The sequence below is a fragment of the Polynucleobacter necessarius genome (genome assembly GCF_900096765.1).
Lineage (GTDB): Bacteria > Pseudomonadota > Gammaproteobacteria > Burkholderiales > Burkholderiaceae > Polynucleobacter > Polynucleobacter necessarius_F.
Genome location: NZ_LT615228.1, coordinates 937,375 through 964,034, shown reverse-complemented (window position 1 = coordinate 964,034; position 26,660 = coordinate 937,375). Strand labels below are relative to the sequence as shown.

The 26,660-nt window shown below is 45.4% G+C and carries 23 protein-coding genes, 1 tRNA gene, 1 other RNA gene, 8 pseudogenes and 1 riboswitch; of the genes and pseudogenes, 19 read left to right on the top strand and 14 right to left on the bottom strand.

Translation table 11 applies throughout. The features are described 5' to 3' along the window. Window positions 1-25: 25 nt before the first annotated feature. Both purD and DXE33_RS04955 read right to left on the bottom strand, forming a co-directional pair. The gene (gene purD / locus DXE33_RS04960; protein WP_114638932.1) at window positions 26-1,303 is read right to left on the bottom strand and encodes a phosphoribosylamine--glycine ligase; all 1,278 of its coding nucleotides are present in this window, start codon (window positions 1,301-1,303) and stop codon (window positions 26-28) included. Window positions 1,304-1,323: 20 nt separating this feature from the next. After that, on the bottom strand, window positions 1,324-2,043 hold the full coding sequence (locus DXE33_RS04955) for a YebC/PmpR family DNA-binding transcriptional regulator (RefSeq protein WP_114638931.1): 720 nt from the start codon (window positions 2,041-2,043) through the stop codon (window positions 1,324-1,326). Window positions 2,044-2,205: 162 nt separating this feature from the next. Between DXE33_RS04955 and DXE33_RS04950 the strand changes: the two genes are divergently transcribed. Further along, window positions 2,206-2,290, top strand: a tRNA-Leu gene (locus DXE33_RS04950). A gap of 36 nt (window positions 2,291-2,326) precedes the next feature. Here the strand turns inward: DXE33_RS04950 and DXE33_RS04945 are convergent. From DXE33_RS04945 to lptF, 3 genes and pseudogenes are all read right to left on the bottom strand, one after another. Next, a pseudogene (locus DXE33_RS04945) lies at window positions 2,327-3,270 on the bottom strand (CysB family HTH-type transcriptional regulator). 65 nt (window positions 3,271-3,335) lie between these two features. Continuing rightward, window positions 3,336-4,490 carry an LPS export ABC transporter permease LptG gene (gene lptG, locus DXE33_RS04940; RefSeq protein ID WP_114638930.1) on the bottom strand — a complete coding sequence of 385 codons (1,155 nt, stop codon included), beginning with the start codon at window positions 4,488-4,490 and terminating at the stop codon, window positions 3,336-3,338. Continuing rightward, window positions 4,490-5,602, bottom strand: coding sequence for an LPS export ABC transporter permease LptF (gene lptF / locus DXE33_RS04935; RefSeq protein ID WP_114638929.1), 1,113 nt, complete (start codon window positions 5,600-5,602; stop codon window positions 4,490-4,492). The genes lptG and lptF overlap by 1 nt, the downstream gene beginning before the upstream one ends. Before the next feature lie 145 nt (window positions 5,603-5,747). Here lptF and DXE33_RS04930 point away from each other — a divergent pair, with 145 nt between their 5' ends. The 11 genes and pseudogenes from DXE33_RS04930 (at window position 5,748) to DXE33_RS04890 (ending at window position 15,635) form a co-directional block, all read left to right on the top strand. After that, window positions 5,748-7,343 (top strand): leucyl aminopeptidase, encoded by a 1,596-nt coding sequence (locus DXE33_RS04930; protein WP_114638928.1) that lies wholly within the window; start codon window positions 5,748-5,750, stop codon window positions 7,341-7,343. Window positions 7,344-7,355: 12 nt separating this feature from the next. Next, window positions 7,356-7,820, top strand: coding sequence for a DNA polymerase III subunit chi (locus tag DXE33_RS04925; RefSeq protein WP_114638927.1), 465 nt, complete (start codon window positions 7,356-7,358; stop codon window positions 7,818-7,820). Window positions 7,821-7,825: 5 nt separating this feature from the next. Beyond that, a complete protein-coding gene (lgt, locus tag DXE33_RS04920) occupies window positions 7,826-8,611 on the top strand; it encodes a prolipoprotein diacylglyceryl transferase (protein ID WP_114638926.1) in 786 nt (261 codons plus the stop codon). 10 nt (window positions 8,612-8,621) lie between these two features. Beyond that, window positions 8,622-9,527 (top strand): LysR family transcriptional regulator, encoded by a 906-nt coding sequence (locus DXE33_RS04915; protein WP_114638925.1) that lies wholly within the window; start codon window positions 8,622-8,624, stop codon window positions 9,525-9,527. Window positions 9,528-9,659: 132 nt separating this feature from the next. Then, on the top strand, window positions 9,660-9,833 hold the full coding sequence (locus tag DXE33_RS10135) for a hypothetical protein (protein WP_231970386.1): 174 nt from the start codon (window positions 9,660-9,662) through the stop codon (window positions 9,831-9,833). Window positions 9,834-9,900: 67 nt separating this feature from the next. After that, window positions 9,901-10,029, top strand: a pseudogene (locus DXE33_RS10130) (malonyl-CoA decarboxylase N-terminal domain-containing protein); the annotation flags it as partial. A 78-nt stretch (window positions 10,030-10,107) separates the two neighbouring features. Continuing rightward, window positions 10,108-10,965 (top strand): malonyl-CoA decarboxylase domain-containing protein, encoded by an 858-nt coding sequence (locus DXE33_RS04910; RefSeq protein WP_231970485.1) that lies wholly within the window; start codon window positions 10,108-10,110, stop codon window positions 10,963-10,965. 154 nt (window positions 10,966-11,119) lie between these two features. Beyond that, window positions 11,120-12,194 (top strand): annotated as a pseudogene (dctP, locus tag DXE33_RS04905) (TRAP transporter substrate-binding protein DctP). Window positions 12,195-12,350: 156 nt separating this feature from the next. Beyond that, window positions 12,351-12,704 (top strand): TRAP transporter small permease, encoded by a 354-nt coding sequence (locus DXE33_RS04900; RefSeq protein WP_231970385.1) that lies wholly within the window; start codon window positions 12,351-12,353, stop codon window positions 12,702-12,704. Window positions 12,705-12,706: 2 nt separating this feature from the next. Continuing rightward, a pseudogene (locus DXE33_RS04895) lies at window positions 12,707-14,069 on the top strand (TRAP transporter large permease). Between the two features lie 40 nt (window positions 14,070-14,109). Then, window positions 14,110-15,635: pseudogene (locus DXE33_RS04890) on the top strand (malonate--CoA ligase). On the opposite strand, the gene DXE33_RS04885 reads toward DXE33_RS04890, so the two are convergent. The 6 genes and pseudogenes from DXE33_RS04885 to DXE33_RS10435 form a co-directional block, all read right to left on the bottom strand. Next, window positions 15,632-16,453: a sulfite exporter TauE/SafE family protein gene (locus DXE33_RS04885; protein WP_114638924.1), complete on the bottom strand. Its 822-nt coding sequence runs from the start codon at window positions 16,451-16,453 to the stop codon at window positions 15,632-15,634. The pseudogene DXE33_RS04890 and the gene DXE33_RS04885 overlap by 4 nt on opposite strands. Then, window positions 16,454-16,674: non-coding RNA, 6S RNA (gene ssrS / locus DXE33_RS04880), on the bottom strand. An 84-nt stretch (window positions 16,675-16,758) separates the two neighbouring features. Further along, window positions 16,759-16,995 (bottom strand): annotated as a pseudogene (locus DXE33_RS10675) (cell division protein ZapA); the annotation flags it as partial. Continuing rightward, window positions 16,970-17,257: a hypothetical protein gene (locus tag DXE33_RS04870; RefSeq protein WP_114638923.1), complete on the bottom strand. Its 288-nt coding sequence runs from the start codon at window positions 17,255-17,257 to the stop codon at window positions 16,970-16,972. The pseudogene DXE33_RS10675 and the gene DXE33_RS04870, both read right to left, overlap by 26 nt. A 41-nt stretch (window positions 17,258-17,298) precedes the next feature. After that, window positions 17,299-17,970 (bottom strand): TonB-dependent receptor domain-containing protein, encoded by a 672-nt coding sequence (locus tag DXE33_RS10440; RefSeq protein ID WP_197711999.1) that lies wholly within the window; start codon window positions 17,968-17,970, stop codon window positions 17,299-17,301. Next, the gene (locus DXE33_RS10435; protein WP_197711998.1) at window positions 17,919-19,418 is read right to left on the bottom strand and encodes a TonB-dependent receptor; all 1,500 of its coding nucleotides are present in this window, start codon (window positions 19,416-19,418) and stop codon (window positions 17,919-17,921) included. The genes DXE33_RS10440 and DXE33_RS10435 overlap by 52 nt, the downstream gene beginning before the upstream one ends. Before the next feature lie 143 nt (window positions 19,419-19,561). Next, window positions 19,562-19,775: riboswitch (cobalamin riboswitch) on the bottom strand. A gap of 59 nt (window positions 19,776-19,834) precedes the next feature. On the opposite strand from DXE33_RS10435, the pseudogene DXE33_RS04860 reads away from it, so the two are divergent. The 7 genes and pseudogenes from DXE33_RS04860 to DXE33_RS04835 all read left to right on the top strand — a co-directional run bounded on the left by DXE33_RS04860 (window position 19,835) and on the right by DXE33_RS04835 (window position 24,708). Then, window positions 19,835-20,459 (top strand): annotated as a pseudogene (locus tag DXE33_RS04860) (Crp/Fnr family transcriptional regulator). A gap of 202 nt (window positions 20,460-20,661) precedes the next feature. Next, window positions 20,662-21,009 (top strand): annotated as a pseudogene (locus tag DXE33_RS04855) (thiamine pyrophosphate-binding protein); the annotation flags it as partial. Between the two features lie 5 nt (window positions 21,010-21,014). Further along, the gene (locus DXE33_RS04850; RefSeq protein WP_114638922.1) at window positions 21,015-21,659 is read left to right on the top strand and encodes a methionyl-tRNA formyltransferase; all 645 of its coding nucleotides are present in this window, start codon (window positions 21,015-21,017) and stop codon (window positions 21,657-21,659) included. Window positions 21,660-21,838: 179 nt separating this feature from the next. Next, window positions 21,839-22,459: a hypothetical protein gene (locus DXE33_RS04845; RefSeq protein WP_162785417.1), complete on the top strand. Its 621-nt coding sequence runs from the start codon at window positions 21,839-21,841 to the stop codon at window positions 22,457-22,459. Window positions 22,460-22,743: 284 nt separating this feature from the next. Then, window positions 22,744-23,499 (top strand): autotransporter-associated beta strand repeat-containing protein, encoded by a 756-nt coding sequence (locus DXE33_RS04840; RefSeq protein ID WP_114638919.1) that lies wholly within the window; start codon window positions 22,744-22,746, stop codon window positions 23,497-23,499. A gap of 2 nt (window positions 23,500-23,501) precedes the next feature. After that, entirely contained in the window at window positions 23,502-23,939 is a 438-nt protein-coding gene (locus DXE33_RS09615; protein ID WP_162785416.1) for a hypothetical protein, read from the top strand. Then, the gene (locus tag DXE33_RS04835; protein ID WP_114638917.1) at window positions 23,851-24,708 is read left to right on the top strand and encodes an autotransporter outer membrane beta-barrel domain-containing protein; all 858 of its coding nucleotides are present in this window, start codon (window positions 23,851-23,853) and stop codon (window positions 24,706-24,708) included. The genes DXE33_RS09615 and DXE33_RS04835 overlap by 89 nt, the downstream gene beginning before the upstream one ends. A 13-nt stretch (window positions 24,709-24,721) precedes the next feature. Here the strand turns inward: DXE33_RS04835 and panC are convergent, their stop codons facing one another. Genes panC through DXE33_RS04820 form a run of 3 tightly spaced genes read right to left on the bottom strand, consistent with a single transcriptional unit; the run spans window position 24,722 to window position 26,620 of the window. Continuing rightward, entirely contained in the window at window positions 24,722-25,573 is an 852-nt protein-coding gene (panC, locus tag DXE33_RS04830) for a pantoate--beta-alanine ligase (protein ID WP_114638915.1), read from the bottom strand. Continuing rightward, window positions 25,570-26,439, bottom strand: coding sequence for a segregation and condensation protein A (locus DXE33_RS04825; RefSeq protein WP_114638913.1), 870 nt, complete (start codon window positions 26,437-26,439; stop codon window positions 25,570-25,572). The genes panC and DXE33_RS04825 overlap by 4 nt, the downstream gene beginning before the upstream one ends. Further along, window positions 26,432-26,620 carry a DUF3460 family protein gene (locus DXE33_RS04820; RefSeq protein ID WP_114638911.1) on the bottom strand — a complete coding sequence of 63 codons (189 nt, stop codon included), beginning with the start codon at window positions 26,618-26,620 and terminating at the stop codon, window positions 26,432-26,434. Before DXE33_RS04820 ends, DXE33_RS04825 begins: the two co-directional genes overlap by 8 nt. Between the last annotated feature and the right edge of the window lie 40 nt (window positions 26,621-26,660).

The window sequence follows — 26,660 nt, the reverse complement described above, 5'->3', positions numbered from 1 at the left end:
ATGTATTTAGCTTTTTATTTAGCCGTTACTTGATTGCGCGGTAGCCAATATCTTTACGATATTGCATGCCATCAAAATGAATCTGATTAATAGCGTCGTAAGCTTTTTGTTGGGCGCCTCGCACTGTATCGGCTAGACCGACTACGCACATGACACGGCCTCCAGAGGTCAGCAACTTACCATCTTGTAACTTGGTGCCCGCATGAAAAGTCATTTGATCGTCGGTATCGCTTGGAATACCGGTGATGACATCACCACTACGTGGGGTGTCTGGGTAGTTGTGAGCAGCCAAGACAACGCCTAGGGCTGTGCGACGATCCCATTCGAGTTCGACTTCATTGAGCTTGCCATCTACCGCATGATCTAAGGCATTGACTAAGTCACTGCGCAAGCGAGCCATGATTGGCTGAGTCTCGGGGTCACCCATGCGGCAATTAAACTCTAAAGTCTTGATCTTGCCATCGGGGGCAATCATCAAACCAGCGTACAAGAAGCCGGTATACGGCAGGCCGTCAGCTTCCATGCCTTTGACCGTTGGCATGATTACTTCGCGCAAGGCGCGCGCATGAATTTCAGGGGTAACGACTGGCGCTGGAGAGTACGCACCCATACCACCAGTATTAGGGCCCTGATCAGCGTCCAATAAACGTTTGTGATCTTGACTGGTAGCCAGGGCGAGCACATTTTTTCCGTCTACTAAAACAATAAAGCTGGCTTCCTCACCTGTGAGGAATTCTTCAATGACAACGCGGGCGCCTGCATTACCTAATTTATTGTCAGCAAGCATCATGTCTACGGCAGCATGTGCCTCAGCAAGAGTCATGGCAACAACTACGCCTTTGCCAGCAGCCAGGCCATCGGCCTTAATGACGATTGGCGCACCTTTGGCATCAATGTAAGCGTGTGCCTCTAATGCACTGGAAAAAGTTTGGTAATCCGCGGTAGGGATACCGTGGCGTTTCATAAAGGCTTTGGAAAAATCTTTAGACGATTCCAACTGAGCAGCCAACTGTGTTGGGCCAAAGATGCGCAAACCATTGTTCCGAAAGACATCCACGATGCCTGCGGCTAATGGAGCCTCAGGACCAACCACCGTTAAGTGAATCTTTTCACGCTTGGCAAAATCAGCCAATTCTTGCAAGTCAGTAATTGGTAAATTTTCAATACCCGCAGTAGATTGCTTGGCTGTGGCAGTGCCCCCGTTACCTGGTGCAACGTAAACAGTTTGTACTTGTGGAGACTGGGCTAGCTTCCAGGCTAGCGCATGTTCGCGTCCGCCAGATCCGATCAGAAGAATTTTCATAATAGAAAAATAAAGTAGGTTTAAAGAGCGGCGTTAGTAAAGACTTCTTGTACGTCATCCAGATTCTCAAGTGCATCGAGCAATTTCTGCATGCTTTCCGCTTGCTCTCCTTCAAGAGCAATTTCGGTCTCTGGACGCATAGCAACAGTAGCTACTTCGGCTTTGAGTCCCGCTTGAGCGATAGCATCTTGTACCTTACCAAAGTCAGGTACAGCAGTTAGTACTTCAAATGATCTATCTTCATGGGTAATCACATCTTCTGCGCCAGCATCTAATGCTACTTCCATAAGCTGGTCCTCATTAGTGCCTGGTGCAAATAACATTTGACCGCAGTGATTAAAAAGAAACGCGACAGAACCTTCCGTTCCCATATTGCCACCATTTTTATTAAAGGCGTGTCGAACTTCAGCGACAGTGCGGGTGCGGTTATCGGTCAAGCAATCAACAATGATGGCTGCGCCATTGATGCCGTAACCTTCATAGCGAATCTCTTCATAGTTCACACCCTCCAGAGAGCCAGTGCCGCGGGCAATTGCTCTTTGCACATTGTCGTTGGGCATATTGGAGTCTTTGGCTTTATCAATAGCTAAACGCAAACGGGGATTGGTGGCTACATCGCCACCGCCTAATTTGGCTGCGACGGTAATTTCTTTGATGAGTTTGGTCCAAATCTTGCCGCGTTTCTCGTCTTGACGACCTTTGCGGTGCTGAATATTGGCCCATTTGGAATGGCCGGCCATACGGTAAGTCCTTTATTAATTTGGCGATAAGAGGCTATTTTAAGGCGTTCTAGACCTTAGGGTAGGAGGCATGGAGGCATTTTTTGTTACACTCTTATGTCTTAGCAGTAACAAAGTAGCAAAGTAGCAAATTAATAAGCAGAATTTCCACTGCAAACACCTGCCTCGGTGATGGAATTGGTAGACGTGCCGGACTCAAAATCCGGTGCCGCAAGGCGTGGCGGTTCGAGTCCGCCCCGAGGCACCATTCAATAACATTCCTGCTATTGAATTACCTCAGACTCTAAATTTCGTAAGTTTCTGTTTCGCTAGACATTGCTTGCTCGACCATTTTCTTGGTGAGTGTAGGCGAGAAAAGCTCAATAAACGTATACACAAATAAGCGCAGATACGCACCTTGTTTTACTCCCAGGTGAGTGACATTATTTCCAAATAGATGCCCCACTTGAATGACCTTCAGGTTGCGATCTCTTTTAGGATCATATGCATGGCCAGCCACAATGCCAATACCCATTCCGGCTTCTACATAGGTCTTGATCACGTCGGCATCAATTGCTTCGAGGATGATGTCCGGCGTAATGTTTCTTTGTGCGAAGGCGGCATCAATTTTGCTGCGGCCTGCAAAGGCTTTGTCATAAGTGATGATCGGGTACTTTGCAATCTCTTCAAGCGTCACGTTTGCTTGATTGAGGAGTGGGTGACTCAGCGGCACCATCACAACGTGCTGCCATTGGTATCCTGGTAGAGAGCGAGAACGCCCGGGGTGTTGGCAATGCCCTCAGTAGCAATTGCAATGTCAGCGCGATCATGGCTGAGCAATTCTGCAATCTGACCGGGGCTACCCTGTTGAATGCTGACGCGTACTTTTGGAAAGCGTTTAGTAAATTCAGTCAGCACTTTAGGGAGCGCATAGCGTGCTTGGGTATGTGTGGTGGCAATGACAAAATTACCTTGATCTTGACTCGCAAAATCTTCACCTACACGTTTGAGTGTTTCTATTTCATCCAAAATGCGCTCAATTGAACTCAGAATGCGCTTGCCTGGTTCGGTTAGAGAGCGAATACGTTTTCCGTGACGGCGAAAGATTTCTACGCCCAACTCATCTTCCAATTCGATGATGGCTTTTGAAACACCTGGCTGGGAAGTGAAAAGGGCTTTGGCTGCAGTAGTCAGATTAAAGTTCTGGCGAACTGCTTCACGCACAAAGCGGAATTGATGAAGATTCATATAAGAAATTCCTATCTATATATCTACAAAGATATAGGAATGAAATTCTATATGAATTTTGGGTATTAGGCTTTAGAAACCCAGCGTAAGCCAAGCACTGCAAGCATGAAATATAGCAAAGGGGGAATAAGGGCGGTCATAAAGGCAGGCCAAGCACTTAAAAGGCCTACGTTTGAGAATAATGAATTGAAGAGTTGAAAGCTCATTCCCAACATAATGCCGCCAAATACCTTAATACCCACACTGCCTGCACGCACCTTCAGGTATGCAAAAGGGAGCGCCAAAGTTAGCATCACAAAAATGGTGAATGGATAAACTACCTTTTTCCAAAAAGCAATCGAGTGCCGTTGCGCATCTTGTTTGTTTTCTTGTAAGTGGGCAATAAATCTTCCCAAGCTAATGATGGACATTTTTTCGGGGCTAACCAGGAGTACGCTCAAAATCTGTGGCGTCACCTCAGACTCTAAAGTCAGAATGGGGTGTGTAAAAGTTTGCGCTGAAAATACAGGATTGAGTGGATCAGTTTGTTTAGTTTCTTTAAAGCGGGTTTCAGTTACATCATTGAGAACCCAGACGCCTGTTTCATCGAAGTGACCAGAGGGTGCTGATCTTACAGACAATAAGTGATATGTGTCATTGAATTCATACATTCGAATATCACGTATTTCATTGTCTTTATCCACTTTGCCTACGTTGACGTAGCGCACACCAGGGCGCACAGGACCGCTGCCATCTTCGTCTCGTAGGCGATCTTTAACCCACACACCAGTTTTAAATTGGGAGGAGTAAGTAGAGCCCAATGCCTTCATGCGGATCTGCTCAGACTTTGCTTCTGAGTAAGGTCCAATCCACTCGCTAGTGATCAGGGTGAGAGCTACTAGGGGTAATGAAATTTTTACTAGAGTAATGAGGCCACGTTTTACGTCCAAACCAGCTATACGCAAAATAGTGAACTCAGATTGACTAGCTAACATCGCAAAAACATAAATACTGCCAATCAAGGCAGCAATCGGAATAATTTCTGAAATACGACTTGGTGCTTTGAGCAGAACATGCAATAAGGCTAACGGTAGGGTGTACTTACCCTGAATCGAGCCAAGCTCACTCAGAATATCAAAGAATAAAAACAGCGCCACTAGGGCAAATAAGATAAATCCAAATGCCGCATAAATTTGCTTGGCTAGATAACGCTCGTAAATGTAGGGAAAGAGCGTCTTCATTACTTAATCCAGGAAGCGGGGAGTTGGCGACGCCACCATTTAATGGATGGATTAATACGATTGCGAATTAAGACTGTAGCGATCAGCAAAGCGAGTAAGTGAATAGGCCAGATACCAACAAACACACTGATCTTTCCTTGGGCTACAAAGTTTTGCGTCAAGTTTAATAGGTTGCTGTAAATTAAATAAATCAAAACGGCATAAAACATGGCCGTGTAGTTACCTAAACGTGGGTTGACGTAAGCTAGTGGAATGGCAATTAGAACGAGGCCGAGTGCCATCAATGGCAAACCAATTCGCCAGAGTAATTCTGCTCGATTAGGGTTAGTGGTTAGCTGATCCGAGTTATCAAAAAGTTCAGAGAGTGTTTTTTCGCGATCTCTTGGAAGTGGTGCTAGAGTCTCTTTACTGCGGATCTTGGTGGAATACTCATCAAACTCAAGAATGCGGAAATCAGGCTGCGCAGGCTGCCCTTCATAGCGCCGCCCATGCTGAAGAACAATGGATTTCTCACCGTTTTGGGAGTTCTGTATATAGCCCACGGATGATACGGCGATACTCAGTCGGCCGTTTTTGGAGTCGGCAACAAAAATATTCTTGACTTCACTCTTATCCACATCAAGCTCTTCGATAAAAAACACGCGTTCAGCCTTGGCAGATTCCTTAAATTGACCGGCGCTCACCATGGAGACATCGTCACGCTGCTGAAAGCGCTGACTAATCAGTGTGGATTCACGATTTGCCCATGGCCATACAAATAGGGCTAATAGAGCAATCACAATAATGAGTGGGGTTGCGAATTGCAGAATCGGACGAATTAAATTCGAAATACTGAGGCCGCTAGCAAACCAAACAATCATTTCTGAGTCTTTGTACCAGCGCACCAACACAATCAAAGTGGCAACGAAGAGGGAGACCGTCAAAAGAACAGCTAGGTAGCCTAAAGTGGCAAGTGCAATGAGTACTAGAGCATCCTCTGGATTGACTGCACCATTTGCTGCGTAACCCAAAATTCGAATCACTAAGGTAGTCATCATGATTGTGACTAGAACCAAAAAAACCCCTCCAGTTGTAAAACTGAGTTCGCGGTGCAGAGCTTTTTTAAAAATCATGAAGGCGATTTATCTTGGGATCTTGGCTGTTAATGCTGAAAAAGGGCTTATTTTGGTGCAAACAATATGGGTTAACCTTATGTCGGAGGATAATGGATAAACCTTCTTTTCCACCTTGAATTGACCTAAAAAACCGCAATACATTATGACTATTCAATTTAGTACCAAGATTTTCCCTCAAGCAGACCTGCAAAATGCAAAACTCCTCAAATCTAGCCTTAAAAGCTTAGTCAGTCACAACACTGACTGTTTAGTTCTGGGTTTTAGCGAGGCAGATCTTCAGCAGTTTTCCGGCGCAAAAGCAAAGCCTGGGCTATTGAGTGAATTAGACGCCCTTTTAGATGGCTCACTAAAGCACGCTAAGTCACTGGGCGATTTGGATGCTAAACAGGCTTCAGTTTGTATGCTCAGAGCAGAAAAAGCATGGGCAAGTAATGGCGTAAAAGCAAAGCGCGTCCTATTGCTTGGCTTGGGTGATTTGAAATCTGAGCAAAATTTATTGGCGTATTCAAAAGTGGCACGTGCTGGACTCAAGTCATTAAGCGGCGGATCGATTGAGAATGCATTGTGGTTTATGCCTAGCTTTGTCCTTGACACGGGTGTTGCAACAGTGGCAGACGAGGTACGTTTAACGATTCAATATGCTGGCGATCAAGCCTATCGTTTTGGTGTGCGTCAACCAGCGATGAAATTTAAAGCCAAAGATGCGGCTGACACATTCAGGCATTTAGTGTTTGCTACCAATAATAGTATTTCTAAGGAGGTAAAGCTGGCGGTTGAGCAGGGTGCAGCAATGGTTGAAGGCATGAATCTAGCCAAAGATCTGGGTAATCTTCCTCCCAATATTTGCACACCAAGCTATTTGGGTAAAACGGCACAGGGACTCAGTAAGAAAGCGGATTTAAAAGTCGAAGTATTGGGACTGAAACAAATTGAAGCCTTGGGCATGGGTTCATTCTTGTCGGTTGCTAAGGGGTCTGATACTCCGCCTGCGTTTATCATCATGCGCCATCTTGGCGGTAAAGCTAATGAGGCTCCAATTGTTCTGGTTGGCAAAGGCATTACCTTTGATACGGGCGGTATTTCACTAAAGCCCGGAGAAGCAATGGATGAAATGAAGTATGACATGTGCGGTGCGGCATCAGTGATAGGCACCCTCTATTCGGCTGCTTTGATGAAGTTGAAAAAAAATGTGATCGGCATTATTCCTACTTGTGAAAATATGCCATCAGGCCGTGCAACGCGTCCAGGCGATATTGTGAAGAGTATGTCTGGTCAAACCATTGAGATTCTGAATACCGATGCAGAAGGTCGCTTAATTTTGTGTGATGCACTTACCTATGTTGAGCGCTTTAAACCAAAAGCAGTGATTGATATTGCAACCTTAACGGGGGCATGCATTATTGCTTTAGGGCATGTCCATAGCGGCTTGTTTTCAGAAGATGAGAGTTTAGTTGAGGCATTGACTCAAGCAGGTAAAAGTTCTTTAGATACAGTTTGGCGCTTACCTTTGGATGCTGCATATCACGAGCAGCTCAAGTCTAATTTTGCTGATGTTGCCAATATTGGTGGGCGTCCTGCTGGTAGTGTCACTGCGGCATGCTTCCTGTCTCGCTTTACTGAAAAGTATCCTTGGGCTCACTTAGACATTGCAGGCACTGCTTGGAAGAGTGGGGCAGCTAAGGGCTCTACAGGTCGCCCAGTGCCATTGTTGATGAACTATCTGCTTGAGCAAAAGTAATTAGAAGTAAATATGGCGCGCATTGATTTTCATAGCAATGTTAGTGATAAGCTGGAATATGCTTGTCGACTGACGCGCAAAATATGGAGTACTGCACAAGAGGGGCATGCAGTTCGCAATATTGTGATTGTTGGTGAAAAAGCTGACCTACAAAGTTTGGATGAGTTGCTTTGGACTTTTAGTACCACGGATTTTTTGCCCCACTGCTTTATCAATGATGAGCTTGCCGCTGAAACCCCAATTGTTCTAGCGGATAACTTTGCCTCGCCAGACTTGAGTAATATTCCGCATGCTGATGTCCTGATTCATTTGGGGATGCGCATGCCAGCTGATGTTCCTGCATTAGTGGCGCGTTTCCCAAGAATTGTTGAGGTAGTCACAGTAAACGAGGCAGAGCGACTTGCGGGACGCGAGCGCTTTAAAGCTTATCGTGACTTAGGTCACGAACTGCATAACTTTGACCAATCCAAGAGCTAAGTCCTATGTTAATTCATCCTCAGTTTGATCCGGCGGCCATACGGATTGGTGCATTTGCTATTCATTGGTATGGATTGATGTATCTCATGGCATTTGCGCAATTTTTGCTACTTGGTCGCTTGCGTATTCGTGCGCCTCAGTATCAAGCCTTGGGTTGGACTTACAAGGATCTTGAGGATTTGTTATTTGCTGGAGTCTTGGGGGTGGTGCTTGGGGGGCGCCTAGGTTACGTTTTGTTTTATATGCCAGAATTTTATTTGACCCATCCTCTGAATATCTTGAAGATATGGGAAGGCGGGATGTCTTTTCATGGCGGTCTTTTGGGTGTTCTAGTGGCTCTATATTGGTTTGCAAAAAAACGTCACACCAGCTTTTTCGTTGTCAGTGATTTGGTTGCCCCTTTAGTGCCATTCGGATTGGCCTTCGGGCGTTTGGGAAATTTTATTAATGGCGAGTTATGGGGAAGACCAACCGATCTTCCTTGGGCGATGGTTTTTCCATTGGTCGATACCATTCCACGGCATCCTTCACAAATCTATCAACTCTTGGGTGAAGGCGTCTTACTGGGCATTTGTTTATGGATTTACGCCAGCAAACCACGCCGTATTGGGCAGGTCTCTGGACTCTTTCTCTTAGGCTATGGTGTGTGCCGTTTCCTCGCTGAATATGCTCGCGAGCCGGATGCTTTTTTAGGTCTTTTAGGTCTAGGCTTATCAATGGGTCAGTGGCTATGTGTGCCCATGATTATTTTTGGCGTGTATTTGATGCGTCGCTCCACAACCGGCCCTTAAGGATTTCTTTGTGCTAAACGATGAAGTCACGCTCAGAAAGTTGGAAATCCTTTGTTCGTTTGTGAGAACTGGCAGTCTGGTGAAAACGGCTGAAGAGTTGCAACTTAGCTCTGTCAGCATTCATAAAGCGCTGCATTCATTAGAACTAGGTGTGGGCTGTCCTTTGTTTATTAAAGAGGGTCGTCAACTCAAGTCATTACCTGCAGCCCTGTATTTGGCAGAAGCTAGCGCAGATCTACTGAGCGACGTCGATCGCATTATTAAGAAGACTAGATCAAAAGCTGGCGTTGAGGCTGGTCAAATTCGCTTGGGTTCAATGTACTCTTTGACTGCGAATATTATTCCGCGCCTCATTATGGGAACCAAAATTCGTAGACCCGATTTAGATATCGATCTATATCTGGGTTCGAATGCCGATCTCATGAAAAAGCTAATAGAGGGTAATGTGGATGCCGTCGTGATAGCCGCTCCCTCCGAAAATATGTTGGACGGCATCGAGCTTATTTCCTTATTTGAAGACCATCTTTTTTTGGCTTCTTCCAAAAAGAATAAGCCCGCCGAAGACAGCATTGATTTATCTCATTATGGCGAAGAAAAATTTTTAACCCTGCAAGATGGATTTGCCACCACTTCAGGTTTTTATGACGCCTTTGCATTGGCGGGCTTTGAACCAAATGTCATCATGAAGGTGGGCGACATCTTTTCGCTGATGAATATGGTTTCCAGTGATATGGGCCGATCATTGTTGCCTGGTAGGGTGAGGGCACTAATGGGTGATGCGATTGAGTTCACTCCTTTATTGGCCAAATATCAAGTTACACAGCGAATCGCCCTAATGTATCTCCAGGCTAATGAATCTAACCTCAATATATTGGCGCTAGCCGCTGAAGCCCGTATGTTGCATCGCAAAAATTAATCTAACCCTTACGAGCATTCCCTATATCATTAACCAAAAGTTAATGAATATGCATTTGGCTTAATTGATTCGGGCTTGCTGCAGGAATACATTGAGCTACTGGCCCTGTAGCCACTTGGTAAATAGAACTGCATGCTCGAAAAGTTAACAAAAGCCCGATATTTTTCCCGTGTCACTGGCGCAGTGAATCGACTCATCTCCGAGCGGGGTGAATCGAATGCGGTGAGCATGGCAGATGATGTAATCAATAACTACCGCAAGCTTACCAAAGATCAGCATCTGAAGTTTTTTTACTTTTTTATTTGAGAAGCTAAACCCTGATCCTGCTGCAGTCGTAGCAGCAGCGCAAAACTTTGCATCCGAAGCAAGCGCTCGAAATTACATTAAGTTGCAGCGAGTGACTGAGCCTCTAAGACAAGAATTATTTCGCCGCTTGAATCGCGCCACCAATGGAACTGCTGCATTGGTTGCAATGCGCCGAGACCTCTTGCAACTTTTAGAAAAGCAACCAGAGTTAACTGCTGTTGATTTTGATTTACGCCATTTGCTTTCTTCTTGGTTTAATCCTGGATTTTTGAAGATGCATCGCGTGGATTGGAAGTCCCCAGCAGAGATATTGGAAAAGCTAATTCAGCATGAAGCAGTGCACGCTATTGATGGCTGGGATGACCTGCGTAGGCGTCTGCAGCCTGATCGAAGGTGCTTTGCTTTCTTTCACCCTCAGTTGCCCAATGAGCCTTTAATTTTCGTGGAAGTGGCTTTGTTGCCAGAAATTCCAGCGGTAATCACTCCACTGGTTGATAAAAAAGCAGAAACTGTTCACCAAACATCGCAATATAAAGTCGCTGCGTTTTATTCCATTAGTAATTGCGAGCCAGGCTTACGTGGTGTTTCCATGGGTAACTTTTTAATTAAGCGTGTAGCTGAGCAATTACATGCAGAGTTCCCAGGACTGAAAACCTTTGTCACGCTCTCTCCCATTCCGGGTTTCATCGATTGGATTGCTGCTGGAGCTGATATTGGCGGAGATAAAACTGGCGTGCAACTCAAACCAGCTATTCGTACTGCACGCGAGCAAGCGCTTGAAACCATTGGCCTTGCTAATCGTTCATGGACTGAGCGACTTAGCGCAGGATGGCATCCAGATAACGCAACCGAAAAAGAGAAGGCGGCTTTGCTGTGCCTGGCCAGTATTTATCTTGGCCTAGGATCAGCTGGTCGTAATGGCAACCCAGTTGCTAAGTTTCACTTGGGTAACGGCGCTAAATTGCATCAAATTAACTGGGCTGGAGATTTATCACGCAAAGGATTGCGTCAATCTGCTTCCCTAATGGTTAATTATTTATACGATCTTTCTGCTGTTGAGGAAAACCACGAGCGATTTACTCATGGCGAGATCGATTATTCACGTGCTGTAGGTCGTTTAATGCAGCCGTAAGTGAGAAATTTTGGAGGAGAGACTCTAAAGCAGAAGCCAAAGAGAATTCGTTTTAGAATGAGCAGCAAAGAAGCCGGGCGGAGATTCGGCAATCCATAACAAGCACTAATAACAACTAGAAATACTAAAAGAAGTACTTAACAGGGAGATCATCATGAGCAATGAATTGAATTCAGGATCAGGCACATCCAAGCCAAATGCACTACGCCGTCAATTATTGGCAGGTTCTGCAGCACTACCCCTAGCCGGTGTAATGGGCTATAGCTCCCACTCCGTTGCTCAGGGTGCTACCAAAACACTCAATATTTCACATCAGTTTCCAGGTGGAACTATTCAATCTGGTGATTTCCGTGATCGACTCTGTAGAAAGTTTGCCGAATCTGTTGAGAAACGCACCAAAGGCGCGCTCAAGTTTCAAATATATCCTGGCTCTTCTTTGATGAAGACAAATGCGCAGTTCAGCGCATTGCGCAAGGGAGCACTAGACCTTTCCTTATTCCCGATGCCATACGCTGGCGGTGAAGTGCCTGAACTTAATATTGGTTTAATGCCAGCTTTGGTCAGCAGCTACGAGCAAGCTGCTAAATGGAAAACGGCAGAAGTAGGTCGTATGTTGACAAAGGCGCTTGAGGACAAAGGGAGTGGTGCTTCTGAGTTGGGTATGGCAAGCGGGCGGTGTTGCTAGTCGTTCCAAGTCAATCGTTCTTCCAGAAGATGTCAAGGGTATGAAGATTCGTGGTGGTAGCCGTGAGTTTGATCTAATGCTCAAGGCAGCTGGTGCTTCAGTGATCTCATTGCCATCTAATGAAATTTACGCTGCTATGCAAACTGGTGCGATGGATGCTGCCTATACTTCATCAACTAGCTTCATGTCATTTAAGCTAGAAGAATTAGCAAAGGCTTTCACTAGCGCGCGACAAAAATCCTATTGGTTCATGCTTGAGCCACTCATGATGTCTAAGCAAATTTTTGATGCTTTGCCTAAGGATCAGCGCGATGCCTTGATGGCGGCTGGTGCAGAGATGGAGAAGTTTGGTCTTGATGCTGCAAAAGATGACGATAAGACTGCCGCTTTAGCTTATGCACGAGCTGGTAGCAAAGTCACTGATATTGATGCAGCAATTGTAGATAAGTGGAGAGCCATTGCTCGTGAAAGCGCTTGGAAAGATTACTCAGAAAAGAATGAAAGCTGCGCAGCTTTATTAAGAGCAGCAGAAAAAGTGGTTTAAAGATGACTCAATTACTACAAGCGACCGACCGCTTTATGTCGGGAGTAAATAAGCTAATGGTCTTCATAGGTTCTCTAGCTTTAGTGGCTGCATCAGTGATCTTGAGTTATAGCGTGGCTTCCCGTGCCTTTTTTGGGGCTACTACTGACTGGCAAGATGAAGCTGCTGTTTTTTTGTTTGGTGGGTGCTACCTTCCTTTGCGGGGCTTACGTGCAGCAAATTCGTGGTCACGTTGGAATCTCGGCCGTTTCTACCATGCTTCCTAAGGCCCTAAACCAATTCCGTGTTTTGTTAATCGATATCGCTTCTTGTGCATTCTGTGCATTTTTTGCATGGAAGTCTTGGGCTTTGTTTCATGAAGCATGGGTTGATGGTCAAGTGACTTCATCTTCCTGGGCTCCACCATTGTGGATCCCCTACATCATGATGTCGATCGGGATGACTCTATTGGCATTTCAAATATTGCTCCAAGCGTTTGGAGATGTTGTTAATCCAGGCAAAGGGGAATAAGTATGTCAATAACGATGCTCGGATTGTTATTTGGGGTAGTGACGCTACTCGTAATGTTTTCAGGTATGCCCATATCGTTCGCATTGGGTTCAGTGGCGGTAGTGTTCATGATTTTTTTTTTTCATGCCAGCCTCTTCATTAGATACTGTTACCCAAAACGTATACGAAGAAATGGCCAGCATTACTTTGCTGTCGATTCCGCTCTTTATCTTAAAAGGGGCGGCTATTGGTCGTTCACGCGCCGGTCAAGATCTATACGAAGCTTTGCATGTATGGTTAGGTAAGGTTCCGGGCGGCCTAGGTGTTGCGAACGTACTGGCATGCGCATTGTTTGCAGCTATGGCTGGTTCAAGTCCTGCAACTTGTTCTGCTATTGGTAGCGCTGGTATTCCAGAGATGCGTAAGCGTGGCTATTCGTCTGGATTAGCGGCCGGCATTATTGCTGCTGGTGGAACGTTGGGTATTTTGTTGCCACCGTCAATCACCATGATTTTGTATTCAGTTGCAGCAGAGCAATCGCTGGGCCGCTTATTTCTAGCTGGCATTGGCCCAGGTCTCATGTTAGTAGTGTTCTTCTCAATGTACACCGTGTATCGCTTCCGCAAAGAGTACAACATGGCTTTACAGGCAGTGGAGAAGGGCGCGCCAAGTCAGCCGATTTTGGAGCGTCATACCTATACGATGCAGCAAAAAATGAGTTCGCTGCCACGTGTTCTACTATTCTTAGTATTATTGATTGGTGTGATGGTTGCGCTCTACGGTGGCTACGCTACTCCGTCTGAAACTGCTGGTTTAGGCGCTATTTTGGCCTTCGCTTTAATTGCCGGTATTTATAAGATGTGGCGCGTGAAAGATCTGGCTCCATTGCTCAATGCGACTATTAAAGAGTCCACGATGTTGATGTTCATCATCGGTATGTCGCTCTTGTTTTCTAATGTGATGAGTCACTTGCATTTGAGCCAATCTGCTGCGCAAGCCATTGTTGATTTAGGTTTAGGTCGTTGGGGATTATTAACTGCGATATTGATCCTGGTGATTATTCTGGGATTCTTCTTGCCGCCAGTCTCTATTATTTTGATGACAGCACCAATATTTTTGCCACCTTTGCGTGCTGCTGGATTTGATTTGGTCTGGTTTGGCGTGGTGATGACCATTGTGATGGAGACGGGGTTGATTCACCCTCCGGTTGGGCTAAATATCTTTGTTATTAAGAATATTGCTCCCGATATTTCACTTAATGAAATCATTTACGGTGTATTGCCATTCGTGGTCATCATGATTCTCTCTGTTGTATTACTGTGCTTTGTGCCAGAGATTGCAACAGGATTGTCTGACCTAGTTATGGGTCCAGCGAAGCTTCATTAAGCCACCAGATAAAGCAGAATTGACTGCATAGGACTATTTCATGAATTTGTATTCAGTATTGGAAAAAGGTTTTCCAAAAGACAAAAAAGCGTGCGTTATTGAAACGCATGATGGTCTTTATTACTCATGGGGTGACTTAGAGAACGCTACTGCAAAGTTAGCTAATCTCCTGAAGAGCTTAAAGCTGCCGGCAGGCTCACGCGTGGCAGTGCAGGTTGAAAAATCACCAGAAGCCCTGTTTTTGTATTTGGCAACAATTCGTGCCGGCTATGTATACCTGCCATTAAATACTGCTTATCAAGCGGCTGAGATGCAGTACTTTATTGAAAATGCTGAACCTGCTGTCGTAGTTTGCAGTGGCAAGAATTTTTCATGGGTATCTAAGGTGGCATTTAATGCTGGCACTAAGCAGGTCTTTACACTGAATGAAGATCGCACTGGCACCTTGCTTGAACGTGCAGCCGGAATGAGTAACACCTTTAAAACAGCTGTCACCAAAGACGACGATTTAGCTGCAATCTTGTACACCTCTGGAACTACAGGGCGTAGCAAGGGTGCGATGTTGACCCACAAAAATCTCTATAGCAATGCACAAGTCTTGCAGAAATTCTGGGGCTGGAAAAAGGTGATGTACTTTTGCATGCACTACCCATTTTCCATGTACACGGTTTATTTGTGGCTGCGCATGGTGCCTTAATTAACGGTAGCAAGATGATTTGGTTGCCACGCTTGGATGTTTCTCAATTGATTCATCACATGCCGCGATCTTCTGTGATGATGGGTGTTCCCACCTTTTATGTGCGCTTGTTGGCAGACAAGAACTTCACTAAAGAAGTGGCTCGTAATATGCGCTTGTTTGTCTCTGGCTCTGCCCCGTTATTGACTGAGACATTCAATACGTTTAAGCAGGTGATAGGCCAGCCAATCTTAGAGCGTTACGGCATGAGTGAAACAGTGATGCTAGTTTCCAATCCATATAAGGGCGCTCGTGTTGGTGGCTCTGTAGGCTTGCCTTTGCCAGGCGTCAAGGTGCGCGTGGTCAATGAAGACAATAAGCCCTGTGGCGTTGATGAGATTGGCAATATTCAGGTAAAGGGTCCTAACGTATTCAAGGGCTACTGGCGTATGCCCGAGAAGACTGCAGAAGAGTTCACAAAAGACGGCTGGTTTAAGACCGGTGATGTCGGTCGTTGGGGTGGTGATGCCAATGGTGGTAAGGCGCCCAAAGACTATTTGTGTATCGTCGGTCGCAGCAAAGATCTCATTATCTCTGGTGGCTATAACGTTTATCCAAAAGAAATCGAAAGTTTTATTGATGATATGGATGGTGTAGATGAGAGCGCTGTGATTGGCATTCCGCATCCGGATTTTGGCGAGGCCGTTATGGCTGTAGTGGTGCCAAAAGCAGGTGCGAAATTGAATGCCGATGCAATGATTGCTACGTTAAAAACGCAAATTGCGAATTTCAAAATTCCAAAGCGTTTAGAGATTGTGAGCGACTTGCCGCGTAATGCAATGGGTAAGGTGCAAAAGAATATTTTGCGCCAGCAATATACAGCGAATTAAAAGCCAAACGCCTTGCGGCTTTCATTAAACATGAAGGCTGCAAGGAAAAATAACATCACGCCGAAAACTCGCTTGAGTTGAGCAATATTGAGTTTTCTGGCCATTTTGGCTCCCAGTGGTGCGGTAAATACGCTCACCACCACAATGCAAGCCACCGCAGGCAAATACACAAATCCCAATGAGCCCGCTGGTAAGTTGGGATTTCCCCAACTGCCGTACATATAGCCTAGCGTTGCTGCAGCTGCAATTGGAAGACCAAGTCCAGACGAGCTTGCCATGGCTGTATGCGGTTTGACATTACACCAAAGCATAAATGGCACCGTAATGAATGCTCCGCCAGCCCCAACTAGACTAGCTAGCGCATCTGCAAATGCACCAAAAGAAAATAGACCAAGGCTACCTGGCAGCTCTCTGCCGGGCTGAGGCTTTTTATTTAGAAGCATTTGTATTGAGGTGTACACAATAAAAAAAATGGCAAAGAACAGTGAGAGCCATGATGTTTTTAAGGCCTCAAATAATTCACTGCCGCCAACGAGTCCACCGAAAACCATTCCCGGGCTCAGTGCTGCAACCAACTTCCAATCGATCGAGCCGTGTTTATGGTGCGCCCAGATTGCGGAAGAGGTGGTAAACAAGATAGTTGCCATGCCAGTAGCAATAGCCATGTGAACAATCACTTCTGAGCTAAATCCCAGGTGATTGAATACTAAGATCATGAAGGGCACCAGGACCATGCCACCACCAATCCCTAAAAGCCCCGCCAGAAATCCGGAAATTGCTCCGCAGAGCATCAACATCAAGATATCGTTCAGAAACATGAATTCCCCGCCTTGGCCGCTAGGCCGTCATCCTGAACCCTATAAGGTTCAAGGTGGAACGGCTACTCTGTTTCGGGTGCATTAAGCGCTTCAGGGAGTAACCAAGTCTGAGTTGGCACTGTGAAGCTGCAAAACGCTCACGCCCACAAGGTAAAGATCGTTCCGGATGCTTGCGCATCGGTTCAAGGAACTATTGGCCTTGGCGAACCAGGCAGGGAAAGGGTTTGCATCAAGGTATCTACTTGCTCTTCAAGACTGTGAATCTCTGCTTGAAGGCGAGCCACTTCAGCTGAGCTCATATTGCTGTAAGTGCCTTGTTGCGTTTGATTTTTTTGAAGCGTGATGAGATCGCCGGCAATTTTGAGGGCGGCCATCATGCTGGCGCGCTCAATGCTTCGGTTGCCACCACTAATGGCCAATTGAATTTGTTCGTCAACTAGGACACACGCAGCTCGCAGTAAGGGCTCATGTTCGGCGCTCGTGGCCAACGTGATTTTTTGACCGGCAAGAGTTACTTCAATGCGTTGTTGGCTCACCGTCATCCTCTGGGTTATTGGTTGGAATGGCTTCGCCAAGTAAATTGAGTTGGCGACCATCACTTTGATCTGGTAAACGATTCAAAATTCGTTGTACTCTTCTCTGAGCTTCTTCAATCTTACCCTCAAGTTGACTGCGATTTTGACTCAATTGATTTACAGCTTCTTGAATCAAGGTAATTTTTTGAGACAGGCGTTCTAAGGAGGCGCTTAAAGCATCCAAATCTGCTGATTCCAAATTCCGGGGAAGGGAAGATTGCTCGGTCATAATGGCATTGTAGCCCTGAGTCGAGCAATCCTTCCAGCGTCTTAAAATGTGTATTTAGTAGTAATAAAGTAAGATCTTCTATCACTTGGATAGTAGTAATAGCTTTTTGCACCTGCACCATCAGGCGTAGCAACGGTTCCATAGCCACCATAGGTGGCATAAGAGGCATTCCCAACGTTTTTGATGGTGAATTTAGCATCAAGGCCGCCTAATTTATACGCTAGATAAACATCCCCAACTGTATAGGAAGGCATAACCGCAAGTGCATTGTAGTAATTGGGGCTGGCATCGTAGTGCTGATTGCTGACATAGTTGACTACACCTCCAACAGACCAGTTCATGTCTATCAGATAGTTGGCTCGTGCATTCAAAAGTAAATTAGGGGCTAATGGAATTGCATTTCCTAGATAAGGGCCATCGGTATATGCGGATTTTTGGTATTTTCCACTACCAGCAACGGTGAGTCTGTTGGTGAGACTCGCTGACGAATCTAGAACTACACCTCTTCGATTTACGTTGTAAGGGGAGTTATAGTTATATCCAGTGGATGGATTGAAGGTGATCTCATTTTGAGATAGAGAAGTGAAGATTGATCCATTAACTCTCACGCTGCTTAGGATCCAGTTTCCACCAAGCTCATAGGTCTGCGCAGTCTGCGGTTTCAGGATTCCATTAAAAACACGATTGCCTTCTGCATTAAAATAAAACCCCAAAATTCATCGATGTTAGGGAATCGGTAGGACTGGTTCCATTTCACATAAACTTTTTGATCCTTCGCGTAATTTAAATTAAAAGCAACATCACCAGCATTTGCTGAATAGGTTTGATTGTTGCTTACCCCACCGTTTGGTGAATAGATGTTTGAATCATAAGTGCTCGCTTGTTGAGTTTGATGTCTTGCACCACCATCTAAGCTGAGTCCTTTAGTTAATGGAAGTTTTAATATTCCATATACAGATTGATTAACAATGGATGCACTTTGAATATCATGGTTTAGCCCATTCGGGTTTGAAATATATCCATTGGTATTAAGGTAGTCTTGTTGGGTCGCGCCCCATGTATCGGTAGATCCCTGAGCTCCCTTATTGAATTCGTATCCAATGATCCCATTGCCAAATGACCCAAGGCCGGTTTTAATGCGTGGCGATACATTAAGTTGCCATCCAGAGAGCTTGCTGTTGCTCGGAACTTGCCAGGAATTATTGTTGTCATAAGCCGCTTGTGTATCCCAGTAGGGATTGGCAAAAAAAGTAGTTTTACTGGTATAGAAGCCATCTAATTCTGCAATAGAGTTGTCATTCAAACCCTTTGTGCCGCCAAATCGAACCCCCGAATTATTGGTGGTGGTATTGGAGCCAATATTATTAAATTTAGCTGCTTGCGGATCCCCTTGACCTACCTGGCCAACAACACCTCCTGGATTTTGTGCGTTCGTATATGCATAAAAGAGGTCAGCATAGATTCGATCGACCGCGCCAAATTTTTGCGTTACCTTTGCATCAAAAGCATAAGCATTGGCCGCAGAGTTTTGTCGCCAGCCCTGGGTGTTAGAAGTGTTGGCGGTTAATTGATAGGTTGTATCTTCATAACTATCGCGCAGGATTGCATTATTAATTAAAGTTCCAAAGCTTCCATATGAAACGCTTGCTGAATTGAGTTTTGAGGTATTTCCATTGGTGATAATGTTAATTACGCCGCCAACTGCGCCGTTACCATACTGCACGCTTGCGCCACCCTGAAGCACTTCAATGCGCTCAATAGAATCAATAGGGATTGATTCCCAATTAACAGCGCCCTGATCAAGAGGATTTAACCTTTGCCCATACACCAAAATGAGAGTGGTGCTATTTGCAGTTGCGCCATAACCACCCATGTCCACAGATGCATCTAGGTTAAGCTGCCCTGAATTGGTGCTGCGTACATTGAGTCCGCCAATTTGAGAAAGCACGTCCGGGATGTTGCTTGAAGTCGAGTTTGCAATTTCATCGCGAGTGATCACTTTGACGTTTGCTGGAACCTCATTGAGGTTTTCTTCAAAGCGCGATCCGGTGACAATAATCGTCGATGAAGAGTTTTGCGCAAGCGCGAGGGTGTTGAGGTTAATGCTGAGTAGTGCGCCACAAAACAGGGCGATTTTCTTTTTTTGTAAATGCTGCTTCACGTTGTATTTCCTGTTATCGAATACCTGGCTCACTTCCCCGTAAGCTGGGTCGAACAGAATTTCACGTGCAAGAGTTCAGGCGTCAATTGGGCGTCAAATCGAAGATAAGGCACTGTCATCGGCGCGCGAAGATCCCCGTCCGCAAAATTCCACCTGTCTTGGCCGGTATCCGGGCTAGTAAATCTCAGAACTCGACCTTCCCATGCGATTGACGCGCACAGTGGCTTTTCCAAATTCCTGACTTTTTTACTTTGAGAAAAAAAGTATTTACTTACCGTTGCGGGGGCAGCACACGTTTAGTGTTTCCCGTTTAACTTTGTTGCATTGCAATAAAGCACCACGACTCTTCGATTCTAGCGTATTTTCTATAGGTTTTGAGGTGAAAGCCTACAATGTAGGGCTGAGGATAAAGATTCATGACAGCATTAGATAAGCACCCCGAAAAAAACCTAATACGCCTCCAGCTCAGCCAAAACTCAGTCTTAAAAAGCTTAGATTTGGCATCAATGGCTGAGTTAGAAGCGTCACTTAGAGATTTCGGATCTCAAAAAATCGGAGATTTTGCTGCACCAAGGCGATCACCAGATGGAGCAGTATTTTGTGCTCGATGGCATTTTGAAGCGAATTGTTTCTAGTGCAGATGCTAAAGAGATGATCTTGCGGTTTGCCATTGAAAAAGATATTGAAACGAGCTATGCCGCGTGGCGCCTGAAAACAGCCGCCCCATATAGCATTGCCTCTGTTACTAAGGCTCGTGTCGCCCGGATGCCCATGAAGAAATGGGCCGAATTTTTAGATGAACACAAGTCTCTCAAAGAAAGAGAAAGCTTTGAGTTCGAGGTGATGCGCCTGATGAGTGAGATCATGGCCCATACTATTACCTTGCACATGCTCGATGCGCCCGGTCGGGTAGAGCGCTTTTTGCGCAAATATGAGGATCTTTTTGAGCTCCTCCCAAAAAAAGAGCTGGCAGCCTATCTAAACCTCTCTCCCGAGACTCTCAGTCGCCTTAAAACAAAGCATAAAGAGCTTTTTATTTAGGTCGACCCCCCCTAAGAGCAGGGGATTTGGGGGAAATTGACCGAAGTCAATGATGAACCCCAACCCCAAGCCTAATATTCACATCAGCCAAGCGGGATGTATAACCCGCGGTGCAATTCATAACTTCATTGGAGACAGTAGCGCAAGCTAAATTGCTTTAGCCCTCAACGAGTGCATTTCCGCAATTCATATAAAAACTACTATGACAACAGACAATCAAAACACACAATTAACTGACGGCTTTCATCTGGTGATTGATGCCCTCAAAGCAAACGACCTCGACACTATTTTCGGTCTCGTTGGTATTCCTATTACCGACTTATGCCGCTTAGCGCAAGCAGAAGGCTTGCGCTTTATTGGCTTTCGTCATGAGCAACATGCTGGTAACGCAGCTGCAATTGCTGGATACATGACTCAAAAGCCAGGCATCTGCATGACAGTTTCTGCACCAGGATTTTTAAACGGTTTAACGGCGCTGGCAAACGCAACAGTGAACTGTTTCCCAATGATTTTGATTTCTGGTTCAAGCGAACGTGAAATCGTTGACTTGCATTTGTGCCCCAAGAGCTTTGTAAGATTCCGAAGCACGGTACGATTCAATACCACCCATCTCTTTTGCCAAAATATCGCGGACCCAGCGCCATTAATTGGGCGATTGCATTAGGTGAAGAAAAAACCGGACTCACGATTTTCCGTCCATCTGATGGATTGGATGAAGGCGAAGTGATTTTGCAAAAAGAAGTGGCTATTGGACCCAACGACACCTTGGGTAAGATCTACTTTGATCATTTATTTCCGATTGGTGTGAAGGCGCTATTAGAAGCCGCCGATTTAGTGGTTGCCGGCAAACATCAAGAGTTGATTCAAGATGAATCACAAGCAAACTATGAAGGTTGGTTTGATGCTAATGCGGCGCAAATACATTGGGCAACTCATATCAACCAGATTTATAACCTGATTCGTGCTTGTAACCCTGCGCCCGGCGCTTGGACCAAGCTTGGTGAGCAAAAGGTGCAGATCTACGACTGCCATAAACATGTGGCCGCTACTTTTGGCGCAGTCAAAGGTAGGCCAGGTGAAGTTACTCAGATTACTTTAGATTCTTTCTTTGTGACCTGCCACGGTGGTCAAATAGAGGTACTCAAAGCCAAAGAGGCACTGCTGGCAAAGTTACTGGTGCAGAGTTGGCTAAAGAGTTAAATTTAGAAGTGGGGCAGTTCTTTGCAATTTAATAATCGCATCTCACAACTGTAGCGCCTCCTGAAACTCTGAGCCTTATTTTCTCTCGGGGTTTTCCCTCAATTGATAGTTGCACCGATTTCCTGGTCCTATCGTAAAGTGTCATCAGGGCCATGCCCATTAAATATAATCAGATCATCTTGAATGGCATTTACTTGCAGTCAATGAAAACTATCGCATCTCGCTTATTAATACTCAGCATCCTATTTCTTGTAACACCTTTAGCGAGTGCTCAAACAGCATGCTTTACCGTTGATCCAGCCACGGGAGCGATTACCGGCACTACTGTAACTTGTACAGGAACAGGAACACCTTATTCTGGAAGAATTGGCGCGGCAGCAAGTGTTATTAATGGCGCACCCACTTCGAATGGCGATAACATTACGCTAAACATTGGAGCAGGGTCTTCGGTCGGACTTAACACTACCAACTTTGGTCCAGACACATCAACAATTCTCTTGCGTGATGTTGCAAATATTGCAGTAGGCAATAATGCTACTGTGTCCGCTCCTAGCAGTGGTCCTGGCGTAAATAATAGTGCGATATTTTTTCGGGATAACAGCACCTTAACTATTGGAACTGGCGCGACAGTAATTAACTATGCAACAGGAGGTACCGGCGTTCCTCCTATCAATGCTGGTAACAACACCATTGAATTTAATTCCAACAATACAGTCACCATTAATAGTGGTGCTACCGTATCGCGGCTGGTGCTGCCACTTCATCTGAAGCGATTAATCCGACCGGAACTGGTAACGTAATTAATAACTCTGGCACGATCAAGTCTTTAACTGGCACTGCAATTTGGTTTCAAAATTCAACCGGTTCGACTTCATTAAATACCGTATACAACCTTGTAGGCGGTGTTATTCAAGCGGGAACAGGTGGTCAGGCTATTGGCGCATCCGGTAGTGGTAGCGTTAATTTCTATAACAGCGGCACTGTACTTGGAAGCTTTTCTCTGGCCAATGGAACGAATAATGTAACGCTTTATACTGGATCAAGTATTACGGGATCTATCAATGGCGGCGGTGGTACCAATACCTTGCATCTTGCCGGAACGGGTGCAAGCACATTCAGCAATACCACTTCTAATTTTCAAACCTTAAATAAATTAGATTCTGGTACCTGGACACTTGCAAATCCACTAACAGCCATCTCCAAATTAGCAACAGTTAGCGTTCAAGCTGGTACTTTGGCTTTGCAAGGTAATAACAGCGGCTTTACTGGTGCAACAACGATTGCCTCTGGGGCTACACTGCAAGGAAATGCTTTATCTATCCCTGGCTCAACTACAAGTGGTGCAACAGGTTTAACCAATAATGGAGCGATTGCATTCACTGATAATGGATCTGGAAGTTACTCTGGAATAATTGCTGGTACAGGTGGTGTATCCATGACAGGCTCTGGCGTCCTCACGTTGTCGGGTGCTAATACTTATAGCGGCGGCACTACGGTTTCATCTGGAACTTTGGTGGGAACTACTACAAGTATTCAAGGAAACGTAGTTAACAATTCAGTGTTGAACTTTATCCAAGCGGGCAATGGAGCATATGCTGGTGTGATGAGTGGCACCGGTTCATTGGTTGTAGATGGTCCTGGTGAGGTGACGCTAAGTGGCAACAATACTTATACTGGCAACACCACAATCAATGCTGGCGGAGCCCTAACTCTTGCTGATTCAGGAACAATCGCCAACTCAAGCTTGGTTACACCAATAACGGCACCTTCGATATTCAGCAAAAAACAACGAATACCAATTTATCTGGTAATTATGTTCAATCTAGCTCAGCTACCTTGAAGATGGGCCTCAATACTACCAATACTGAGAGGCTATTAATCGCAGGCACTGCAAGTTTGGCGGGTTCTTTGTATGTTAACGCTACTCCTGGCTATTATTCTGCAGGTCGATATACCTTGATTAATGCCCAAGGCGGTTTAACAGGTACGTTTTCTAGATTCACCAATAACTTTGATGAGGCTGCTTCAAAGTATCGTTTGGGTTATGACGGTAAGGATGTATTTTTGTATTTGGATACACCATTTCTTGAGGTGGATAATGTCAACACAACTCGCGCAGTCCAGATTAACGCTTCAGGTTTAGCAAGCATCTACAACCAACAGGTTGCTGCATATCAAGCTGCCTTGATGTATGACTGCCGCATGTACGATAAAAATAATATTTGCGTTAGTGTATGTAGGTGGGCGATATACCTATTCAGGTCCATCTCCATCTGCTAATCAGCAAGCGGCTTTGCTGGTGATTGGATACAAGCCATCACCAAATTTTAGATTTGGTGCTTTTGCTGATCAGTCCATCAGTGTTGCAACACCATCTGGCTTTAGCCAAAGCAACAATAGTCCCATGTGGGGGCTCTTTGCAAAATGGCATATGAATCCAGATGAGACTGGTTGGGGGTACAAGCATCTGGCGTGTCATCAAGTAATACCATCAAGTAATACTTTGAGTATTACTCGCCCACTACTTTTAAATACCGAGGCAGGTTCTGGCTCATCCTCATTTAATGGTCGAGGTTATCAACTTACTACCAACTATCATCAACCAGTAAGCGATACATTGGCTATAGTGCCTTATATTGGACTCCGTTATACACGGTTAAATAATGGCTCTTATACGGAGAGCAGCACAGCAGACGTTACTTTGCCACTTTCATATGGTTCGATGACGCAAAATACATTCTCGGCGGTTGGTGGCATTGGCCTCCGTGTTGGTTTGACTGAGAATCTGACCGGAACAGCATCGGTGGGTATTCAGCAAAATCTTAAATACAACATGTCAAACTACCAAGTGACAAGCTCTATTGTTGGCTTAGAAAGTTTTAGTGTTGCCATGCCGGGTAATGTAAATTCAATGGCAACCGCATCAGCAGGTTTGTTTTATGACATTAATAAGCAAGAGCGTTTAAGCTTTAACGTGCTTTGGCAGCAACAGCCATTTATTGCTACAAACACCACTACAGCTTTAGCAACCTATACCATTGGCTACTAAGCTAACAGCTCAGTTAAATCTCGAGATTATCAATTAAGCGAGTTTTGCCAAGCTTGGCTGCAGTGAGGATAACTAGTGGTTCACCTGCTTGTAGTTGCTCATTAGAAGCAGGGGCTAAACTGTTTTGCTGACGAATGGCGATATAGTCGGGCTGCCAGCCACGACTAGCGAGAGAGGCAACAGCCGCTTTTTCGATCTCAGCAATGGATTGGCGGTTGCGATCTTGAAGTTGTAATACCCTTTCGCGAACCTCTTGTAATGCCTTTTGTAAATGCGGAGCTTCTGCGCGCTCCTCTGCGGAGAGATAGCTATTGCGTGAAGAAAGAGCTAAACCATCATCAGCGCGAATAGTCTCACCTGGGACGATATCAACAGGCAGGGCAAATTGCTTTGCCATTTGGCGAATAATCATCAGTTGTTGATAATCCTTTTTGCCAAATACTGCCACCTTCGGCTGCACACAGGAAAATAATTTCAATACAACCGTGCAGACACCTTTAAAGAAGCCCGGACGAAACTCACCCTCAAGAATGTCACCCAATTGCTGTGGAGGGTCTACACGGTACTCCTGTGGCTGTGGATAGAGGTCTCGTTCAGTGGGTGCGAAGAGGATATAAACCCCTTCTTTTTCAAGCTTCTCGATATCGGCCTGCATAGTGCGCGGGTAACTATCAAAATCTTCATTGGACCCAAACTGCAAGCGGTTTACAAAGATGCTGGCTACTACTGGATCACCATGTTGCCTAGCAAGGCGCATCAAAGACAAGTGACCTTCATGAAGGTTTCCCATCGTGGGGACAAAGGAAGCGCGGTTTTGTCCGCGCAAATGATCGCGTAATTCCTGAATGTCGCTAATGATTTTCATGCAACAGGGGTATAGGCAAGGCGCACATAAATTGGCGCGTAGGGCTCAGCTTGTGTGATTTCGACTAAGGCTTCGCGTGAGAGTTCTAACATCGCAATGAAGTTCACGATCACCACTGGAATGCCTTTGCCAGACTTGATGGCGTCTTCAAACAATTCACCAAATTCGACAAACTTAGTAGTTTGCAGACGACGCAAAATACGCGTCATGAAGTCTCGTACCGAGAGTTCTTCACGGGTGATGGTATGGTGTTGGGTAAGTTTGGCTCTATCTCTATGTAAGACATCGCGCCAAGCCATTTGTAGATCCTCTAGATTTACTTCAGGCCAGGTAATGGCAACGGTTGTATCCACAAAGCCATGCGCTACCTGAAAGTCACGACCAAGCTGAGGGATTTGATCGAGCTCTTGTGCAGCTAGCTTCATGCGCTCATATTCCAGGAGGCGGCGTACCAATTCTGCGCGTGGATCTTCTACTTCTTCTTCGCTATCTGCCTTCTTCATTGGCAATAGCATGCGGGATTTAATTTCAATCAACATGGCAGCCATTAACAAATATTCAGCAGCTAGCTCAAGATTGTGGTGACGAATTTGATCAATGTAGCTCAGGTACTGTTGTGTGACCTGCGCCATTGGAATGTCCAATACGTTGAAATTTTGCTTGCGAATTAAATACAGCAAAAGATCGAGGGGGCCTTCAAATGCCTCTAGAAAAACCTCCAAAGCATCTGGTGGAATATAGAGATCGGTAGGGAGCTTAAAGAGTGGCTCGCCGTAAAGCTTGGCAAATGCTTCAGACATGCCATCGGTAACCGATGGAGTGCTATCGAGTAAATCCGAGATTGGCTGAGTGCTCGGCTCAGTCATTCGAGTAAACGTAGGCGCGTTGTTTTACTTTGGCTGCTTTAGCGCGGCGCTGATCCTCAACCGTCAAAGATTCTTTATCCCAAAGTAGGGCGCGACCTGCTTGCTGCTCTGCCTCGAGATTAGGCTTCTCAGATTTCAGCTCGTTTAAGAACTGGGTGAATTCAGATTGATATCTTGCCATGACATTTCCTAAAATACTCAATAAATTCAATAACTTATAA

Excerpts from the sequence above, each read along its gene's own strand:
- purD (WP_114638932.1), bottom strand. The coding sequence starts at position 1,303 with ATGAAAATTCTTCTGATCGGATCTGGCGGACGCGAACATGCGCTAGCC.
- DXE33_RS04955 (WP_114638931.1), bottom strand. The coding sequence starts at position 2,043 with ATGGCCGGCCATTCCAAATGGGCCAATATTCAGCACCGCAAAGGTCGT.
- lptG (WP_114638930.1), bottom strand. The coding sequence starts at position 4,490 with ATGAAGACGCTCTTTCCCTACATTTACGAGCGTTATCTAGCCAAGCAA.
- lptF (WP_114638929.1), bottom strand. The coding sequence starts at position 5,602 with ATGATTTTTAAAAAAGCTCTGCACCGCGAACTCAGTTTTACAACTGGA.
- DXE33_RS04930 (WP_114638928.1), top strand. The coding sequence starts at position 5,748 with ATGACTATTCAATTTAGTACCAAGATTTTCCCTCAAGCAGACCTGCAA.
- DXE33_RS04925 (WP_114638927.1), top strand. The coding sequence starts at position 7,356 with ATGGCGCGCATTGATTTTCATAGCAATGTTAGTGATAAGCTGGAATAT.
- lgt (WP_114638926.1), top strand. The coding sequence starts at position 7,826 with ATGTTAATTCATCCTCAGTTTGATCCGGCGGCCATACGGATTGGTGCA.
- DXE33_RS10135 (WP_231970386.1), top strand. The coding sequence starts at position 9,660 with ATGCTCGAAAAGTTAACAAAAGCCCGATATTTTTCCCGTGTCACTGGC.
- DXE33_RS04910 (WP_231970485.1), top strand. The coding sequence starts at position 10,108 with ATGCATCGCGTGGATTGGAAGTCCCCAGCAGAGATATTGGAAAAGCTA.
- DXE33_RS04900 (WP_231970385.1), top strand. The coding sequence starts at position 12,351 with ATGAAGCTGCTGTTTTTTTGTTTGGTGGGTGCTACCTTCCTTTGCGGG.
- DXE33_RS04885 (WP_114638924.1), bottom strand. The coding sequence starts at position 16,453 with ATGTTTCTGAACGATATCTTGATGTTGATGCTCTGCGGAGCAATTTCC.
- DXE33_RS04870 (WP_114638923.1), bottom strand. The coding sequence starts at position 17,257 with ATGACCGAGCAATCTTCCCTTCCCCGGAATTTGGAATCAGCAGATTTG.
- DXE33_RS09615 (WP_162785416.1), top strand. The coding sequence starts at position 23,502 with ATGGGCCTCAATACTACCAATACTGAGAGGCTATTAATCGCAGGCACT.
- DXE33_RS04835 (WP_114638917.1), top strand. The coding sequence starts at position 23,851 with ATGACTGCCGCATGTACGATAAAAATAATATTTGCGTTAGTGTATGTA.
- panC (WP_114638915.1), bottom strand. The coding sequence starts at position 25,573 with ATGAAAATCATTAGCGACATTCAGGAATTACGCGATCATTTGCGCGGA.
- DXE33_RS04825 (WP_114638913.1), bottom strand. The coding sequence starts at position 26,439 with ATGACTGAGCCGAGCACTCAGCCAATCTCGGATTTACTCGATAGCACT.
- DXE33_RS04820 (WP_114638911.1), bottom strand. The coding sequence starts at position 26,620 with ATGGCAAGATATCAATCTGAATTCACCCAGTTCTTAAACGAGCTGAAA.